Origin of the sequence: Streptomyces sp. 3211.6, assembly GCF_003634815.1 — a bacterium.
In the GTDB taxonomy this organism is placed as follows: Bacteria; Actinomycetota; Actinomycetes; order Streptomycetales; family Streptomycetaceae; genus Streptomyces; species Streptomyces katrae_A.
The window spans coordinates 6,392,442-6,408,889 of the sequence record NZ_RBXC01000001.1 but is presented as its reverse complement, the minus strand read 5'-3'; the positions used below and the strand labels follow the sequence as shown (position 1 = coordinate 6,408,889).

Sequence of the window (16,448 nt, the reverse complement as noted above, 5' to 3'; positions counted from 1 at the left end):
CCCGCACGCTCCCGCACCACCCCGCCGTACGGCACCCCGCGCGCACCGTGCACCGCGCGCGCCCTCCCAGTCGTCACCCTCATTCCACTGGAGTCCCGCGATGGACCTTCCGTCCACGTCCAGTCCCTCCTCCCTCCGCACCGTCGCCGTCGTCGGCCTCGGCACCATGGGCACCGGCATCGCCGAGGTCCTGGCCCGGTCCGGCCGCGAGGTCGTCGGCATCGACGTCAGCGAGGCGGCCGTCCGCCGGGCCGCCGGGGCCCTCGCGGCCGCCACGGCCCGCTCGGTGGCCAAGGAGAAGCTCACCGAGCAGGAGCGCGAGGCGGTCCTCGCCCGCTTCCGCACCTCCACCGAGCTCTCCGCCGCCGCCGACGCCGACCTGGTGATCGAGGTGGTCCCGGAGGACTACGACCTCAAGCACCGGGTCTTCGAGGAGCTGGACGCGATCGTCCGGCCCGACACCCTCCTGGCCACCGGCACCAACGCGCTGTCCGTGACCCGGCTCGCCGCCGAGTCCCTGCGCCCCGAGCGCGTCCTGGGCATGCACTTCTTCAACCCGGCCCCGGCGATGAAGCTCGTGGAGATCGTCTCCAGCGTGCTGACGGCCCCCGTCGCCGTCGAGGCGGTCACCGCCCTGGCCCGGGAGCTCGGCAAGGAGCCCGTCGCGGTCGGCGACCGGCCCGGCTTCGTCGCCGACGGCCTGCTCTTCGGCTACCTGAACCAGGCCGCGGCCATGTACGAGGCCAAGTACGCCTCCCGCGAGGACATCGACGCGGCGATGAAGCTGGGCTGCGGCCTGCCGATGGGTCCGCTCGCCCTGCTCGACCTGGTGGGCGTGGACACCGCCCGGACCGTCCTGGAGGCCATGTACGCCTCCTCCGGCGACCGGCTGCACGCCCCGGCCCCGATCCTGGGCCACCTCGTGGAGGCGGGCCTGACCGGGCAGAAGGCGGGCCGCGGCTTCTACACCTACGAGGCACCGGGCAGCTCCGTGGTCGTCCGCGACCTCCAGACCCCGCTGGACGGCTCGCTGCTGGGCTCCGGCCGCCCGGTCCACTCGGTCGGCGTGGCCGGCTCCGGGACCATGGCGAGCGGGATCGCGCAGGTCTTCGCGCAGGCCGGCTACCCGGTGGTGCTGGCCGCGCGCAGCCAGGAGAAGGCGGAGGCCGCGAAGGCCGCGATCGGGAAGTCCCTGGGCCGTGCGGTGTCCAGGGGCCGCCTGACCGAGGAGGAGGCCGCGCAGACCCTCGACCTGATCACCCCGGCGGGCTCGCTGGAGGCCTTCGCCGAGGTGGACCTGGCCGTGGAGGCCGTCGCCGAGGACCTGGAGGTCAAGCAGCAGCTCTTCGCGGGCCTGGACAAGGTCTGCAAGCCGGGCGCGGTGCTGGCCACCACCACCTCGTCGCTGCCGGTGATCGCCGTGGCGCGGGCGACCGAGCGTCCGCAGGACGTGATCGGCATGCACTTCTTCAACCCGGCTCCGGCCATGAAGCTGGTCGAGGTGGTCCGGACCGTCCTGACCGCCGACGACGTGCACGCCACGGTCCGCGAGGTCTGCGGGAAGGTCCGCAAGCACGCGGTGGACTGCGGGGACCGGGCGGGGTTCATCGTGAACGCGCTGCTGTTCCCGTACCTGAACAACGCGGTCAAGATGGTCGAGCAGCACTACGCGAGCCTCGACGACATCGACGCCGCGATGAAGCTGGGGGGCGGCTACCCGATGGGGCCCTTCGAGCTCCTCGACGTGGTCGGCCTGGACGTGTCGCTGGCCATCGAGAAGGTGCTCCACGAGGAGTTCCGCGACCCGGGCCTGGCCCCGTCCCCGCTGCTGGAGCACCTGGTCGCGGCGGGCTGCCTGGGCCGGAAGACCGGCCGCGGATTCCGTGAGTACGCCCGCCGGTAAGCCGACGGGCCCTGAGCAGGATGCGTGGGGAGGGCTGCTCGGGTCCGCCGGACCCTCACGGCGGACATACCCTCCCGAGCCCAGTGCGGGCCCTCCCCCGCATCCACCCCCCTCGCACCCCCCTCCGGCGCGCGCGCCCGCCCGGATGAAGTACTTTCGCTCTATGTCCCAGCCCGCCAAGACCTCACCCCGCTCCGCCTCGGCCTCCGACGCCCCGGAGGGTACGGCGGGCAGCCGGGCGGCCGCCCAGCGCCTGAAGATGCGCCGCGAGCTCGCCACGGCGGCCATGGAGCTGTTCGCGACGAAGGGGTACGAGGCCACGACGGTCGACGAGATCGCGGCGGCCGCCGGGGTGGCGCGGCGGACCTTCTTCCGGCACTTCCGCTCCAAGGAAGAGGCGATCTTCCCGGACCACGACGACACCCTGATCCGCGCCGAGGCGGTCCTGGACGTGGCCCCGGCGCACGAGCACCCGCTCGACACGGTGTGCCGGGGGATCAAGGAAGTCATGAAGATGTACGCCGCCTCGCCGGCGGTGTCGGTGGAGCGCTACCGGCTGACCCGCGAGGTGCCGGCGCTGCGGGAGCGGGAGATCGCCTCGGTGGCCCGCTACGAGCGGCTGTTCACCCGCTATCTGCTGGCCCATTTCGACGAGACCGACCACCACGACGGCAACGACGACCCGCTGCTGGCGGAGGTGGCCGCCTCGGCGGTGGTGACCGCGCACAACCACGTGCTGCGGCGCTGGCTGCGGGCCGGCGGCCAGGGGGACGTGGAGGCGCAGCTGGACCACGCCTTCGGCATCGTCCGCAAGACCTTCGGCTCCGGCATCGGTGCGGGCCGCACCCTGGCCGGCGCCGGCGCGGCCCCGCAGACGGCGGTCCGCACCGAGGGCGAGGTGCTCGTGGCGGTGGCCCGGACCGACGCCCCGCTGGACGAGGTCATGCGGACCATCGAAGAAGCGCTCAAGAACAAGTAGGCAGCTCCCCGGCCACCGCCGGGGTGCTTCCCGTCACAGCGGCCGCTCCCGTACCGGGGCGGCCGCTTTCGTTTGTCCGAGTTGCCCCTACTCACGGGTAACTCTGATCGATCATCGCTCATATGCGCAGGTCAATCGGCAAGTGAGAGAAATTTTTGGCACGCAGTGCCTTGCCGAGTGACACGGGGTGCCATACGTTGAGTCCCGTCCGGACGTCCCCGCGGTCCACGCCCACTCGGCACGGAACGCGCCCCGGATGCCTGCGTCACCAGGCTCCCGCCCGCCCCACCACAGGCGCGGCCGCACCACAGCTCCGCCGGACCGACGGCACCCGCAGGACCACACCACAGCTCCCACGCACGCACCGCGTACCCCTCAGCGCACCCTCAATCAGCGCTCAGCCGGAGGCAACACCGTGAAGGACATCCTGGACGCGATTCAGTCGCAGTCCGCCACCGCCGCAGACTTCGCGGCGCTGCCGCTGCCCGACTCGTACCGCGCGATCACCGTGCACAAGGACGAGACCGAGATGTTCGACGGTCTCGCCAGCCGCGACAAGGACCCCCGCAAGTCCCTGCACCTGGACCAGGTCCCGGTGCCGGAACTCGGCCCCGGCGAGGCGCTGGTGGCCGTCATGGCCTCCTCGGTCAACTACAACTCCGTGTGGACCTCGATCTTCGAGCCGCTGTCCACCTTCGGCTTCCTGGAGCGCTACGGCCGCCTCTCGGAGCTCACCAAGCGCCACGACCTCCCGTACCACATCATCGGCTCCGACCTCGCGGGCGTCGTCCTGCGCACCGGCCCCGGCGTCAACGCCTGGAAGCCGGGCGACGAGGTCGTCGCGCACTGCCTGTCGGTGGAGCTGGAGTCCTCGGACGGCCACAACGACACGATGCTCGACCCCGAGCAGCGCATCTGGGGCTTCGAGACCAACTTCGGCGGCCTCGCGGAGATCGCCCTGGTCAAGTCCAACCAGCTGATGCCCAAGCCCGGCCACCTCAGCTGGGAGGAGGCCGCCAGCCCCGGCCTGGTCAACTCCACCGCCTACCGCCAGCTGGTCTCCCGCAACGGCGCCGGGATGAAGCAGGGCGACAACGTGCTGATCTGGGGCGCCAGCGGCGGCCTCGGCTCCTACGCCACCCAGTTCGCCCTGGCCGGCGGCGCCAACCCGATCTGCGTGGTCTCCTCCCCGGAGAAGGCCGAGATCTGCCGCTCCATGGGCGCCGAGGCGGTCATCGACCGCACCGCCGAGGGCTACAAGTTCTGGAAGGACGAGCACACCCAGGACCCCAAGGAGTGGAAGCGCTTCGGCAAGCGCATCCGCGAGCTGACCGGCGGCGAGGACATCGACATCGTCTTCGAGCACCCGGGCCGCGAGACCTTCGGCGCCTCCGTCTACGTCACCCGCAAGGGCGGCACGATCACCACCTGCGCCTCGACCTCGGGCTACATGCACGAGTACGACAACCGCTACCTGTGGATGTCGCTGAAGCGGATCATCGGCTCGCACTTCGCGAACTACCGCGAGGCCTGGGAGGCCAACCGCCTCATCGCCAAGGGCAAGATCCACCCGACGCTCTCGAAGACCTACTCCCTGGAGCAGACCGGGCAGGCCGCCTACGACGTCCACCGCAACCTCCACCAGGGCAAGGTCGGCGTCCTCGCGCTCGCCCCCGAGGAGGGCCTGGGCGTGCGCGACCACGAGATGCGCGCCAAGCACCTCGACGCGATCAACCGCTTCCGCAACGTCTGAGTCCGCTCAAAGGCCGTAAGGATCGCCTGAGATGACAGAGCGCCAGAAAGACCGTCCGTGGCTCATGCGGACGTACGCCGGCCACTCCACGGCCGAGGCGTCCAACGAGCTGTACCGCCGCAACCTCGCCAAGGGCCAGACCGGCCTGTCGGTCGCGTTCGACCTGCCGACGCAGACCGGCTACGACCCCGACCACATCCTCGCCCGCGGCGAGGTGGGCCGGGTCGGGGTCCCGGTCTCCCATCTGGGCGACATGCGGCGGCTGTTCCAGGACATCCCCCTGGAGCAGATGAACACCTCGATGACGATCAACGCCACCGCCATGTGGCTGCTGGCGCTCTACCAGGTGGCCGCCGAGGAGCAGGGGGCGGACATCTCCAAGCTCCAGGGCACCACCCAGAACGACATCGTCAAGGAGTACCTCTCGCGCGGGACGCACGTCTTCCCGCCCGGGCCCTCGCTCCGCCTGACGACGGACATGATCGCGTACACGGTCAACCACATCCCGAAGTGGAACCCGATCAACATCTGCAGCTACCACCTGCAGGAGGCCGGGGCCACCCCGGTCCAGGAGATCTCGTACGCCATGTCCACCGCGATCGCCGTCCTGGACTCGGTGCGCGACTCGGGCCAGGTGCCCGAGGAGCGCTTCGGCGAGGTGGTCGCCCGGATCTCCTTCTTCGTGAACGCGGGCGTCCGCTTCATCGAGGAGATGTGCAAGATGCGCGCCTTCGGCCGCATCTGGGACCGGGTCACCCGCGAGCGCTACGGCATCGAGGACGCCAAGCAGCGCCGCTTCCGCTACGGCGTCCAGGTCAACTCCCTCGGCCTGACCGAGGCGCAGCCGGAGAACAACGTCCAGCGCATCGTCCTGGAGATGCTGGCCGTCACCCTCTCCAAGGACGCCCGCGCCCGCGCCGTGCAGCTGCCCGCCTGGAACGAGGCGCTGGGCCTGCCCCGGCCCTGGGACCAGCAGTGGTCGCTGCGCATCCAGCAGGTCCTCGCCCACGAGAGCGACCTGCTGGAGTACGAGGACATCTTCGCCGGCTCCCACGTCATCGAGGCCAAGGTCGACTCCCTGGTCGCCGACTGCCTGGCCGAGATCGACCGGATCCAGGAGATGGGCGGCGCGATGGCCGCCGTCGAGTCCGGGTACCTGAAGTCCCAGCTGGTCTCCTCGCACGCCGAGCGGCGCGCCCGCATCGAGTCCGGCGAGGACAAGATCGTCGGGGTGAACTGCTTCCAGCAGACCGAGGAGAACCCGCTCACCGCCGACCTCGACGGCGCGATCATGACGGTCGACGCGGCGGTCGAGGAGTTCACCGTCGAGCGGCTCAGGCGCTGGCGCTCCGAGCGCCAGGAGTCCTCGGACCGGCAGGGCGACGGCGACCCCTTCGTCTTCCCGACGGTGATGCAGGCCCTGGACCGGCTGAAGGAGGCCGCCGCCGGGACCGAGAACCTGATGGAGGCCACCCTGGAGTGCGCCCGGGCCGGTGTCACCACCGGCGAGTGGGCGAGCGCCCTGCGCGAGGTCTTCGGCGAGTTCCGCGCCCCGACCGGGGTCTCCTCGGCCCCGGTGGCGGTCGCCGCCGAGGAGGGCACGCCGCTGGCCCTGGTCCGTGAGAAGGTCGCCCGGACGGCGGACGAGCTGGGCGCGGGCCGGCTGCGCCTGCTGGTCGGCAAGCCCGGCCTGGACGGGCACTCCAACGGCGCCGAGCAGATCGCCGTCCGGGCCCGCGACGCCGGGTTCGAGGTGGTCTACCAGGGCATCCGGCTGACGCCCGAGGAGATCTCGACGGCGGCGCTGGCCGAGGACGTGCACTGCGTGGGACTGTCCATCCTGTCCGGTTCGCACAGCGCTCTCGTCCCGGACGTCCTGGAGCGCCTGCGCACGGCGGGGGCGGGCGACATCCCCGTCATCGTCGGGGGCATCATTCCGAACGCCGACGCCGTGACCCTGAAGGAGGCGGGGGTGGCCGCCGTGTTCACCCCCAAGGACTTCGGCATCACGGAGATCATCGGACGTATCGTCGACGAGATCCGCAAGGCCAACAAGCTCCACCCCCTCACCATCGCCGAAAGCACGGAGGTCCCCGCATGACCACGCCCTCTTCCCCGGTCAACCGGCTGCGCCCGCGCCGTTCCTGCCTCGCGGTGCCGGGCTCCAACCCCCGGTTCCTGGAGAAGGCCCAGGGCCTGCCGGCCGACCAGGTCTTCCTGGACCTCGAGGACGCCTGCGCCCCGCTCGCCAAGGAAGGCGCCCGCCACACGATCGTGGACGCGCTGAACAACGGCGACTGGACCGGCAAGACCCGCGTGGTGCGCGTCAACGACTGGACCACCCACTGGACGTACCGCGACGTCATCACGGTCGTCGAGGGCGCCGGCCAGAACCTCGACTGCATCATGCTGCCGAAGGTCCAGGACGCCCAGCAGGTCGTGGCGCTCGACCTCCTGCTGACCCAGATCGAGAAGACGATGGGCTTCGAGGTCGGCAAGATCGGCATCGAGGCGCAGATCGAGAACGCCAAGGGCCTGGTGAACGTCGACGCGATCGCCGCCGCCTCGCCGCGCCTGGAGACGATCATCTTCGGCCCGGCCGACTTCATGGCCTCGATCAACATGAAGTCCCTGGTCGTGGGCATGCAGCCGCCCGGCTACCCGGCGGACGCCTACCACTACATCCTGATGCGGATCCTGATGGCGGCCCGTACGCACGACCTCCAGGCGATCGACGGCCCCTTCCTGCAGATCCGCGACGTGGACGCCTACCGCGAGGTGGCCGGCCGCGCCGCCGCCCTGGGCTTCGACGGCAAGTGGGTGCTGCACCCCGGCCAGGTCGACGCGGCCAACGAGGTCTTCTCGCCCTCGCAGGAGGACTACGACCACGCCGAGATGATCCTCGACGCGTACGACTGGTGCACCTCCGAGGCGGGCGGCAAGAAGGGTTCCGCGATGCTCGGCGACGAGATGATCGACGAGGCCAGCCGCAAGATGGCCCTGGTCATCGCGGGCAAGGGCCGGGCCGCCGGAATGCAGCGCACCACCAAGTTCGAGATCCCGGAGGCCTAGGACCATGCAGTTCGGACGCACGTACGAGGAGTTCGAGGTCGGCGCGGTCTACAAGCACTGGCCCGGGAAGACGGTCACGGAGTACGACGACCACCTCTTCTGTCTGCTGACCATGAACCACCACCCGCTGCACATGGACAGCAATTACGCGGAGAACACCACCGACTTCGGCAAGAACGTCGTCGTGGGCAACTACATCTACTCCCTGCTGCTGGGCATGTCCGTCCCGGACGTCTCCGGGAAGGCCATCGCCAACCTGGAGATCGAGTCCCTGCGGCACGTGGCGCCGACCTTCCACGGCGACACGCTCTACGGCGAGACCACGGTCCTCGACAAGACCCCGTCGAAGTCGAAGGACGACCGCGGGATCGTGTACGTGGAGACCAAGGGCTACAAGCAGGACGGCACCCTCGTCTGCGTCTTCCGGCGCAAGGTGATGGTCCCGACCGAGACGTACATCAAGGCGCGCGGCGGCGAACAGCCCGGCCGCCCGGAGCTGAAGACGCAGGAGAAGTAGCCATGGCCCGACTCGCCCAGACCGCCGGACTCACCGACGTCCAGCAGGAGATCCTCAAGACCGTCCGGGAGTTCGTCGACAAGGAGATCATCCCGGTCGCGACCGAGCTGGAGCACCGCGACGAGTACCCGCAGCAGATCGTCGACGGCCTCAAGGAGCTCGGCCTCTTCGGCCTGATGATCCCCGAGGAGTACGGCGGTCTGGGTGAGTCGCTGCTCACCTACGCCCTGTGCGTCGAGGAGATAGCCCGTGGCTGGATGTCCGTCTCGGGCATCATCAACACCCACTTCATCGTGGCGTACATGCTCAAGCAGCACGGCACGCAGGAGCAGAAGGAGTACTTCCTCCCGCGCATGGCGCTGGGCGAGGTGCGCGGCGCGTTCTCGATGTCCGAGCCGGGGCTGGGCTCCGATGTGTCGGCCATCACGTCGAAGGCGGTGAAGGACGGGGAGGAGTACGTCCTGAACGGCCAGAAGATGTGGCTGACGAACGGCGGCTCCTCGACCCTGGTGGCCGTTCTGGTCCGGAGTGACGAAGGACACCCCGAGGGCACGGCGCCCCACAAGTCGATGACGACCTTCCTCGTCGAGAAGGAGCCGGGCTTCGGTGAGGTCCGTCCGGGCCTGACCATCCCGGGCAAGATCGACAAGATGGGCTACAAGGGCGTCGACACCACCGAGCTGATCATGGACGGACTGCGCATTCCGGCCAATCGGGTCCTCGGAGGCCAGACCGGCCGAGGGTTTTACCAAATGATGGACGGGGTAGAGGTCGGCCGAGTCAACGTGGCGGCCCGTGGCTGCGGCGTCGCGCAGCGTGCGTTCGAGCTGGGTGTCTCTTATGCCCAGCAGCGTCACACTTTCGGCAAGCCGATCGCCCAGCACCAGGCCATCCAGTTCAAGCTGGCCGAGATGGCTACCAAGGTCGAAGCGGCCCATGCCATGATGGTGAACGCAGCACGCAAAAAGGACTCCGGGGAACGAAACGACCTCGAAGCCGGCATGGCGAAGTACCTCGCCTCCGAATACTGCAAGGAGGTCGTCGAGGACGCCTTCCGCATCCACGGCGGCTACGGGTTCTCGAAGGAGTACGAGATCGAGCGCCTCTACCGGGAGGCCCCGATGCTTCTGATCGGTGAAGGTACCGCCGAGATCCAGAAAATGATCATCGGGCGCCGCCTGCTGGAGGAGTACCGAGTCCAGGGCTGAAAGTCCCTTTTGCAGTGATTCTTCCCACGGTTTTCCGTGGGAGGATCACTGCCAGTCACTGGCTGGGGGCCATCGACTCGGCTTCTGGCTTGCCCAGTTGTTGCGCGCAACCGATAGCATTCCAGTAAAGCCGCCGTCCCGTCCCCCCGTTTGCGGCGCGGCAATCACCCGCTACGAAGGTCATCCATGCCCCACAGCCAAACCTCTGCACCTCGCGACAGCCGACTCGGCGTACGCCTCGCGCGCGGAGCATCGCCGTGGCTTCTGCCGACCGTTGCCACCGCGGCCCTCAGCCTGACCCGGGCCCGCAAGTCCGGCCGCTGGGCCGCCGTGGCCGTGCCCACCACCGCGCTCGCGGCGGGCATGCTGTGGTTCTTCCGCGACCCCGAGCGCGAGATCGCGCAGGGCCGCGTCATCTCGCCCGCCGACGGTGTGGTGCAGAGCATCATGCCGTGGAAGGACGGGCGCACCCGCGTCGCGATCTTCATGAGCCCGCTGAACGTCCACGTCAACCGCGCGCCCCTGGCGGGCACGGTGACGTCCGTGGAGCACATCCCCGGCGGGTTCGTCCCGGCGTTCAACAAGGAGAGCGAGAACAACGAGCGCGTCGTCTGGCACTTCGACACCGAGCTCGGCGACATCGAGATGGTGCAGATCGCCGGCGCCGTCGCCCGTCGCATCGTCCCGTACCTGCCGGCCGGCACCAAGGTGGAGCAGGGCGAACGCATCGGTCTGATCCGCTTCGGCTCCCGCGTCGACATCTACCTCCCGGAGGGCGTCGAGGTCGCGGTCGAGGTCGGTCAGGCCACCACCGCGGGGGTGACCCGAATTGACCGTGACTGACCCCGAGACTCCTGCCACCGGCTGGGTGCCCGAGTCCGCCCCGGAGGAGTCCGCCGAGGACGACATGCCGCTCTCACTGCGGCTGTCGATAGCGGACACCCTCACCCTGGGCAACGCGACGTGCGGATTCATGGCGGTGTACTTCACCACCACCGGGATCCTCATCCCGCACCTCACCGGAAGCGGCGAGTCCGGCATGGCCCGGCACAGCGCGGCGACCGCGGTGATACTGATGCTGCTGGCGGCGGTCTTCGACCTCTTCGACGGCATCGTGGCCCGCAAGCTGCGCAGCTCCCCGATGGGCGCCGAGCTGGACAACCTGTCCGACCTGATCAGCTTCGGCCTCGCGCCGGCGTACTTCGTGCTGGTCTACGGGATGGTCGCCGACGACGCGCACCAGAAGGTGTCGGCGCTGGCGGCGATCGTGGTGCTGCTGGCGGTCGTCCTGCGGCTGGCGAGATTCAGCTGCGTGACGATGAAGGACGGCATGTTCCAGGGCATGCCGAGCCCCTTCGGCGCACTGACGGTCGTCTCGATCGTGCTGCTGGAGCTGCCGTTCGTGCCGACCCTGCTGGCGATCGTGGGCGTGGCCTGGCTGATGGTGAGCCGGGTCGAGTACCCGAAGCCGCGGGGGGCCCTCGCGGCGGCGATGCTGAGCTGGATCGTCGGGGCGATGGGTCTGCTGGCGGCGTGGGCGTTCGACGCCCCGGGCGGTCAGCTGCTCCTCCAGACGGGGTGCGCGCTGCAGATCGCCCTCGCGGCGACGATCCCGCTGTTCGCGACGACGCGGCGGGCGAACACGTTCCGCCACAACCGGCGCGAGGCGCGGGCGGCGCAGCTGCCGTAACGCTGCCGCTCGGCTGTACGTCCGAAGGCCCCGGGGTGCCACTTGGCCCCCGGGGCCTTCGCCGTTCCCCGGGCGGTGCCGGGGTGCCGGGTGCCGCTGCGCGGGGCTGGGTCCCCTACCCGCCCTTCGCCCGTTCCCTGGGGGCTCCGCCCCCAGACCCCCGCGCCTCAATCGCCGGCGGGGCTGTTTATAGCCACGCCGGCGATTGAGGCGCGGGCGCGGTAGCGCCGTGTTTTGAGCCGCGTCGGCGAGTGAGACGGGAACGGTGGAAGGGTGGGTAGGGGGACCGCTCCGCGCAGCGGCAGCCCGCACCCCCGCCCCCCGGGACGGTTAGCCTTGATGTCGGAAAACCGCCAGCCCGCCGCCCGGCCGGCCGGGATGCTGGAGCCATGTACACCGACACCGACCGCTGTGTGCGGGCCGTGCAGTCGAAGGACGCCCGTTTCGACGGGTGGTTCTTCACCGCGGTCCGGACGACCGGCATCTACTGCCGGCCGAGCTGCCCGGCCGTGCCGCCCAAGGTCGAGAACATGAGCTTCCTGCCCAGCGCCGCCGCCTGCCAGCAGGCCGGCTACCGGGCCTGCAAGCGGTGCCGGCCCGACACCAGTCCCGGGTCGCCCGAGTGGAACGCCCGCGCCGACGCCGTCGCACGTGCGATGCGGCTGATCCAGGACGGGGTCGTGGACCGCGAAGGGGTCCCCGGGCTCGCCGCGCGCCTGGGGTACTCCGCCCGGCAGGTCGAGCGGCAGCTGAACGCCGAGCTCGGCGCCGGCCCCCTCGCCCTGGCCCGCGCCCAGCGCGCGCAGACCGCCCGGCTGCTCGTCGAGACCTCGGAGCTCCCGATGGGCGACGTGGCCTTCGCCGCCGGGTTCTCCTCCATCCGCAACTTCAACGAGACGGTCCGGGAGGTCTTCGCCCTGACCCCCGGCGAGCTGCGGGCCCGCGCCGCCCGGGCGGGGAGGCGGGAGCCCCGCGTCCCCGGGACCCTGAGCCTGCGGCTGCCCTACCGGGCCCCGCTCACCCCCGACAACCTCTTCGGGCACCTCGTCGCCACCGCCGTCCCCGGGGTGGAGGAGTGGCGTGACGGGGCCTACCGGCGGACGCTGCGGCTCCCCCACGGTTCCGGCATCGTCGCCCTCACGCCCGGCCCCGACCACATCGGCTGCCGGCTCGCGCTGACCGACCTGCGGGACCTGACCATCGCCATCAGCCGCTGCCGGTGGATGCTCGACCTGGACGCCGACCCCGAGGCCGTGGACGACCAGCTGCGCACCGACCCGCTGCTGGCCCCGCTCGTGGACAAGGCCCCCGGGCGGCGGGTGCCCCGGACCGTCGACGCGGCGGAGTTCGCCGTACGGGCGGTGCTGGGGCAGCAGGTGTCCACCGCCGCCGCGCGGACCCACGCGGGCCGGCTGGTGAGCGCGTACGGGGAGCCCGTCGAGGATCCACAGGGCGGGCTGAGCCACCTGTTTCCCTCCCCCGAGACGCTGGCGGGGCTCGACCCCGAGGCCCTGTCCATGCCGCGCAGCCGCCGCACCACCCTCACCACCCTGGTCGCGGCGCTCGCGGACGGCTCGCTGCCGCTGGGCATCGACAGCGACTGGGAGGCCGCCCGGGCCCGGCTGAACGCCCTGCCCGGTTTCGGGCCCTGGACCACCGAGGTCATCGCGATGCGGGCGCTGGGCGACCCCGACGCGTTCCTGCCGTCCGACCTCGGGGTCCGCAAGGCCGCCCAGGGGCTGGGGCTGCCGTCCACGCCCGCCGCGCTCACCGCCCGGGCGGCCGGCTGGCGGCCCTGGCGCGCCTACGCCGTCCAGTACCTGTGGGCGACCGACGGCCACCCGATCAACCGCATGCCCGCAGAAGGAGAAGGAGCACAGTCGTGACCGGCAACAGGCAGCACACCGTCGTGGACAGCCCGTACGGGGCGCTCACCCTGGTCGCCACCGACGGGGTCCTCAGCGGGCTGTACATGACCGGCCAGCGCCACCGCCCCGAGGAGGAGTCCTTCGGCGAGCGGGTCGCGGCGCAGGAGGAGCCGTTCCCGGAGGTGGTGCGGCAGCTCGCCGCGTACTTCGCCGGGGAGCTGACCGAGTTCACCGTGCCGGTGAAGCTGGAGGGGACGGCGTTCCAGCGCAGCGTCTGGGAGCAGCTCGTCCGGATCCCGTACGGGCAGACCTGGTCCTACGGGCGGCTGGCGGCGGAGCTGGGCAAGCCGGGCGCCTCCCGCGCGGTGGGCCTGGCCAACGGGAAGAACCCGGTGGGCATCATCGTGCCCTGCCACCGCGTGATCGGCGCCTCCGGCTCGATGACGGGCTACGGCGGCGGGATCGAGCGCAAGGTGCGGCTGCTGGAGTTCGAGAGCCGTGGTGCCGGCGCCCGGTAGGGCCTCAGACCACCGCCAGGGGGACCAGGAGGGCGAAGCCCGCGCCCGCTTCGACGGCGTAGGCGTAGAGCGAGGGGTGCTGGACCGGCGCGGCGAGCAGGACCACGCTCTGCTGGGTCGCGGCGGCCTTCACCCATTCGTCGTCGGCGCCGAGCCGGCCCTGGTACCAGCCCTCGCAGGGGCCGGGGCCGGTGACGGCGAGGACGTCGTCCTCGCGGCGGTAGAAGGCCTGCCAGCCCTCGGCGGGCGCGGACCAGGCCTCGAAGTCCTCGAAGGAGGCCCAGCCGCCCTCGCGGATGGCGGTGTCGAAGAGCCAGACCGGCATCCCCTCGGGGGAGAGTTCGCCGCCCGACTGCTCTTCGGTGGTGAAGTGGACCATGGGGAGTGCGTCGGGACCGTCGGCCGTGCTCGGCCAGGCGTACATCGTGATCATCTGTTGATTCTGCCCTGGGTGGAGGAGTTCGGGACAGGCCGGCCGTCGGGCGTCGTCAGGTGCTGCGGGGGCGGCGGCCGTTCTCCAGTTCCACGGTGCCCTCGCCCGACTCCAGTACCCGGCAGGCCTCCTGGACGCGCGGACCGAGCGGTCCGAGGAGGTACGCGGTCAGTTCGGCGGGCTCGACGAGCTTCCAGGAGAGCAGTTCCTCCTCCTGGAGGGTGATCGAGTCCAGCTGGGCGGCGTCGAGCACTCCGCCGTCGTAGAGGTAGGCGACCAGCGGCGGGCGGCCCGCGCCGACGCTCCAGTCGATGGCGAGGAGCCGGCCCAGCGGCAGGTCGAGGCCGATCTCCTCGGCGCTCTCCCGGCGGGCCGCGGCGCGCGGGGACTCGCCCCGGTCGGATTCGATCGTGCCGCCCGGCAGGGCCCAGCCCTCGCGGTAGTTGGGCTCCACGAGCAGGACGCGGCCCCGCTCGTCGCGGAAGAGGGCGGCGGCGCCGGACAGCACCCGGGGCAGGCCGGCGATGTAGGTGGCGTAGTCATCCGTGGTGGTCACGCCGCCACCCTAACGGGCCCGCCCGGCCCCGTACCGGGTGGTTCACTCCAGGGCGGCGCGGGCCGCGTCGCCGGTGCGCGGGGCGGCGCCGCTGGCGGGGGGCGGGGCGAGGTAGTGGGTGAGGGGTTCGCCCACCCCGTAGAACATCAGGCCGATGCCCATGCCGGCGCTGAACATCATCGCGATCCACGCGAGGTTGCCGAACTCGGGTTCGGAGTCGTCGGCGCCGAGCCGGATGCGGCCGAAGCGGCTGACGGCGAGGACCACGCACAGGACGAGGAAGACGTCGGCGGCGATCACGAAGAGCCAGGCGAAGTTGGCCAGCACCCAGGCCAGGGCGGAGCCCGAGGCGGCGTCGAAGGAGCCCTTGCCGAGGGCCGCCCAGGCGACCACGGCCAGCACGGCGGCCACCCCGACGGTGACGACCGTGCGGTCGGGGCTGTCGTCCGGCGGGCCGCCGCCGGGCCCCGCGCCAGGGGCGTCCGGACGTGCCTGCTCCAGTGATTCCGCGCTCATCCGGCCACACTATGCAGGCGTATATCCGTATTTAGGCGCATGGCGCGCCGCATGTGGCCCAGGCCACTCATGGGCATAGGAGGATCCTCCGGATAAGCTCATGGCGGCGCGACTGCACTGTTCGATAGCAAGGGATTAGCAAGGTGACGGACGGAGCAGTAACTGAGGCCGCGCGCGTGCTCATCGCCGCGGACAAATTCAAGGGCTCGCTCACGGCCGTTCAGGTCGCGGAGCGGGTGACGGCCGGCCTTCGCAGGGCCGTACCCGGCGTGGAGGTCGAGACCCTCCCCGTCGCGGACGGCGGCGACGGGACGGTCGCGGCCGCCGTGGCGGCCGGGTTCGAACGCCGGGAGGTCAGGGTCACCGGTCCCGTCGGCGAGCAGGTCACGGCCGCGTTCGCCTTCCGTGACGGCACCGCCGTGGTCGAGATGGCCGAGGCCTCCGGCCTCCAGCTGCTCCCCGCCGGCACCTTCGCCGCGCTGACGGCGACCACGTACGGCTCCGGCGAGCTGCTGAAGGCCGCGCTGGACGCGGGTGCGCACTCGATCGTCTTCGGCGTGGGCGGCAGCGCCACCACCGACGGCGGCGCGGGCATGCTCGCCGCGCTGGGCGCGGCGTTCCTGGACGCGGACGGCGAGCCGGTGGGCCCGGGCGGCGGGGCGCTGGCCTCGCTGGCGTCGGCGGACCTGTCCGGGGTCGACCCGCGGTTCGCGGACGTGGACTTCGTGCTGGCCAGCGACGTGGACAACCCGCTGACGGGCCCCAAGGGCTGCGCGGCGGTGTACGGCCCGCAGAAGGGGGCCTCGCCGCAGGACGTGGCGACCCTGGACGCGGCGCTGGGCCACTACGCGCAGGTGCTGGAGAAGGCGATCGGCCCCAAGGCCGCCGAGCTCGCCGCCTCCCCCGGCGCGGGCGGCGCGGGCGGCATCGGCTACGGCGCGCTGCTGCTGGGCGCGAGCTTCCGGCCGGGCATCGAGCTGATGCTGGAGGTGCTCGGTTTCGCCCCCGCGCTGGAGCGGGCCACGCTGGTGATCACCGGTGAGGGCTCCCTGGACGAGCAGACCCTGCACGGCAAGGCCCCGGCCGGGGTCGCGGCCGCGGCGCGGGCCGCCGGCAAGCCGGTGGTGGCGGTGTGCGGGCGGCTGCTGCTGGGGCAGGAGGCCCTGGAGGCGGCGGGCATCCGCAAGGCGTACCCGCTGACAGACCTGGAGCCCGACCCGGCGAAGTCCATTCCGAACGCCGGTCCCCTGCTGGAGCAGGTCGCGCAGAACATCGCCGCCGAGGTCCTCTGAGTCCCGGCCGGCCACGGCTCCCGAGGCCCGGTACCCCGCTGCGGGGTACCGGGCCTCGCCCGTGCCCGGGGGCATCGCTGCGGGGTGCCGGGGCTCCGGAGCCGGGCGCCGGGCCTCGCCCGTGCCCGGGCCCCGCTGCCGGG

Annotated in this window: 14 protein-coding genes and 1 pseudogene; 12 read left to right on the top strand and 3 right to left on the bottom strand. The window is 71.4% G+C overall.

The features are described from left to right. Positions 1-100: 100 nt before the first annotated feature. From BX286_RS29430 to BX286_RS29380, 11 genes are all read left to right on the top strand, one after another. A complete protein-coding gene (locus BX286_RS29430) occupies positions 101-1,903 on the top strand; it encodes a 3-hydroxyacyl-CoA dehydrogenase family protein (protein WP_121016788.1) in 1,803 nt (600 codons plus the stop codon). A gap of 163 nt (positions 1,904-2,066) precedes the next feature. Next, on the top strand, positions 2,067-2,882 hold the full coding sequence (locus tag BX286_RS29425; RefSeq protein ID WP_079430555.1) for a TetR family transcriptional regulator: 816 nt from the start codon (positions 2,067-2,069) through the stop codon (positions 2,880-2,882). A gap of 415 nt (positions 2,883-3,297) precedes the next feature. Continuing rightward, on the top strand, positions 3,298-4,635 hold the full coding sequence (gene ccrA / locus BX286_RS29420) for a crotonyl-CoA carboxylase/reductase (protein ID WP_079430554.1): 1,338 nt from the start codon (positions 3,298-3,300) through the stop codon (positions 4,633-4,635). Positions 4,636-4,666: 31 nt separating this feature from the next. After that, positions 4,667-6,736 (top strand): protein meaA, encoded by a 2,070-nt coding sequence (locus BX286_RS29415; RefSeq protein WP_079430553.1) that lies wholly within the window; start codon positions 4,667-4,669, stop codon positions 6,734-6,736. After that, entirely contained in the window at positions 6,733-7,707 is a 975-nt protein-coding gene (locus BX286_RS29410; RefSeq protein ID WP_079430552.1) for a CoA ester lyase, read from the top strand. The genes BX286_RS29415 and BX286_RS29410 overlap by 4 nt, the downstream gene beginning before the upstream one ends. Before the next feature lie 4 nt (positions 7,708-7,711). Beyond that, entirely contained in the window at positions 7,712-8,224 is a 513-nt protein-coding gene (locus BX286_RS29405) for a MaoC family dehydratase (protein WP_079430551.1), read from the top strand. A gap of 2 nt (positions 8,225-8,226) precedes the next feature. Beyond that, entirely contained in the window at positions 8,227-9,432 is a 1,206-nt protein-coding gene (locus tag BX286_RS29400; protein WP_079430550.1) for an acyl-CoA dehydrogenase family protein, read from the top strand. Between the two features lie 186 nt (positions 9,433-9,618). Then, positions 9,619-10,275, top strand: a complete 657-nt coding sequence (locus tag BX286_RS29395; protein ID WP_045951332.1) for a phosphatidylserine decarboxylase — start codon at positions 9,619-9,621, stop codon at positions 10,273-10,275. Then, complete coding sequence (gene pssA / locus BX286_RS29390; RefSeq protein WP_237293154.1) at positions 10,262-11,122, top strand: CDP-diacylglycerol--serine O-phosphatidyltransferase; 861 nt, start codon at positions 10,262-10,264, stop codon at positions 11,120-11,122. The genes BX286_RS29395 and pssA overlap by 14 nt, the downstream gene beginning before the upstream one ends. Positions 11,123-11,511: 389 nt before the next feature. Next, complete coding sequence (locus BX286_RS29385; RefSeq protein ID WP_121016786.1) at positions 11,512-13,008, top strand: DNA-3-methyladenine glycosylase 2 family protein; 1,497 nt, start codon at positions 11,512-11,514, stop codon at positions 13,006-13,008. Next, entirely contained in the window at positions 13,005-13,508 is a 504-nt protein-coding gene (locus BX286_RS29380) for a methylated-DNA--[protein]-cysteine S-methyltransferase (RefSeq protein ID WP_079430547.1), read from the top strand. The genes BX286_RS29385 and BX286_RS29380 overlap by 4 nt, the downstream gene beginning before the upstream one ends. Positions 13,509-13,512: 4 nt before the next feature. Here the strand turns inward: BX286_RS29380 and BX286_RS29375 are convergent, their stop codons facing one another. The 3 genes and pseudogenes from BX286_RS29375 to BX286_RS29365 form a co-directional block, all read right to left on the bottom strand. Next, positions 13,513-13,941: a hypothetical protein gene (locus BX286_RS29375; RefSeq protein ID WP_079430546.1), complete on the bottom strand. Its 429-nt coding sequence runs from the start codon at positions 13,939-13,941 to the stop codon at positions 13,513-13,515. Between the two features lie 55 nt (positions 13,942-13,996). Beyond that, complete coding sequence (locus BX286_RS29370; RefSeq protein ID WP_079430545.1) at positions 13,997-14,497, bottom strand: NUDIX hydrolase; 501 nt, start codon at positions 14,495-14,497, stop codon at positions 13,997-13,999. Between the two features lie 45 nt (positions 14,498-14,542). Then, positions 14,543-15,013: pseudogene (locus BX286_RS29365) on the bottom strand (BCCT family transporter); the annotation flags it as partial. A 143-nt stretch (positions 15,014-15,156) separates the two neighbouring features. Here BX286_RS29365 and BX286_RS29360 point away from each other — a divergent pair. Continuing rightward, positions 15,157-16,305 carry a glycerate kinase gene (locus tag BX286_RS29360; RefSeq protein ID WP_100862514.1) on the top strand — a complete coding sequence of 383 codons (1,149 nt, stop codon included), beginning with the start codon at positions 15,157-15,159 and terminating at the stop codon, positions 16,303-16,305. Positions 16,306-16,448: the final 143 nt, after the last annotated feature.

Excerpts from the sequence above, each read along its gene's own strand:
- BX286_RS29430 (WP_121016788.1), top strand. The coding sequence starts at position 101 with ATGGACCTTCCGTCCACGTCCAGTCCCTCCTCCCTCCGCACCGTCGCC.
- BX286_RS29425 (WP_079430555.1), top strand. The coding sequence starts at position 2,067 with ATGTCCCAGCCCGCCAAGACCTCACCCCGCTCCGCCTCGGCCTCCGAC.
- BX286_RS29415 (WP_079430553.1), top strand. The coding sequence starts at position 4,667 with ATGACAGAGCGCCAGAAAGACCGTCCGTGGCTCATGCGGACGTACGCC.
- BX286_RS29410 (WP_079430552.1), top strand. The coding sequence starts at position 6,733 with ATGACCACGCCCTCTTCCCCGGTCAACCGGCTGCGCCCGCGCCGTTCC.
- BX286_RS29405 (WP_079430551.1), top strand. The coding sequence starts at position 7,712 with ATGCAGTTCGGACGCACGTACGAGGAGTTCGAGGTCGGCGCGGTCTAC.
- BX286_RS29400 (WP_079430550.1), top strand. The coding sequence starts at position 8,227 with ATGGCCCGACTCGCCCAGACCGCCGGACTCACCGACGTCCAGCAGGAG.
- BX286_RS29395 (WP_045951332.1), top strand. The coding sequence starts at position 9,619 with ATGCCCCACAGCCAAACCTCTGCACCTCGCGACAGCCGACTCGGCGTA.
- BX286_RS29385 (WP_121016786.1), top strand. The coding sequence starts at position 11,512 with ATGTACACCGACACCGACCGCTGTGTGCGGGCCGTGCAGTCGAAGGAC.
- BX286_RS29375 (WP_079430546.1), bottom strand. The coding sequence starts at position 13,941 with ATGATCACGATGTACGCCTGGCCGAGCACGGCCGACGGTCCCGACGCA.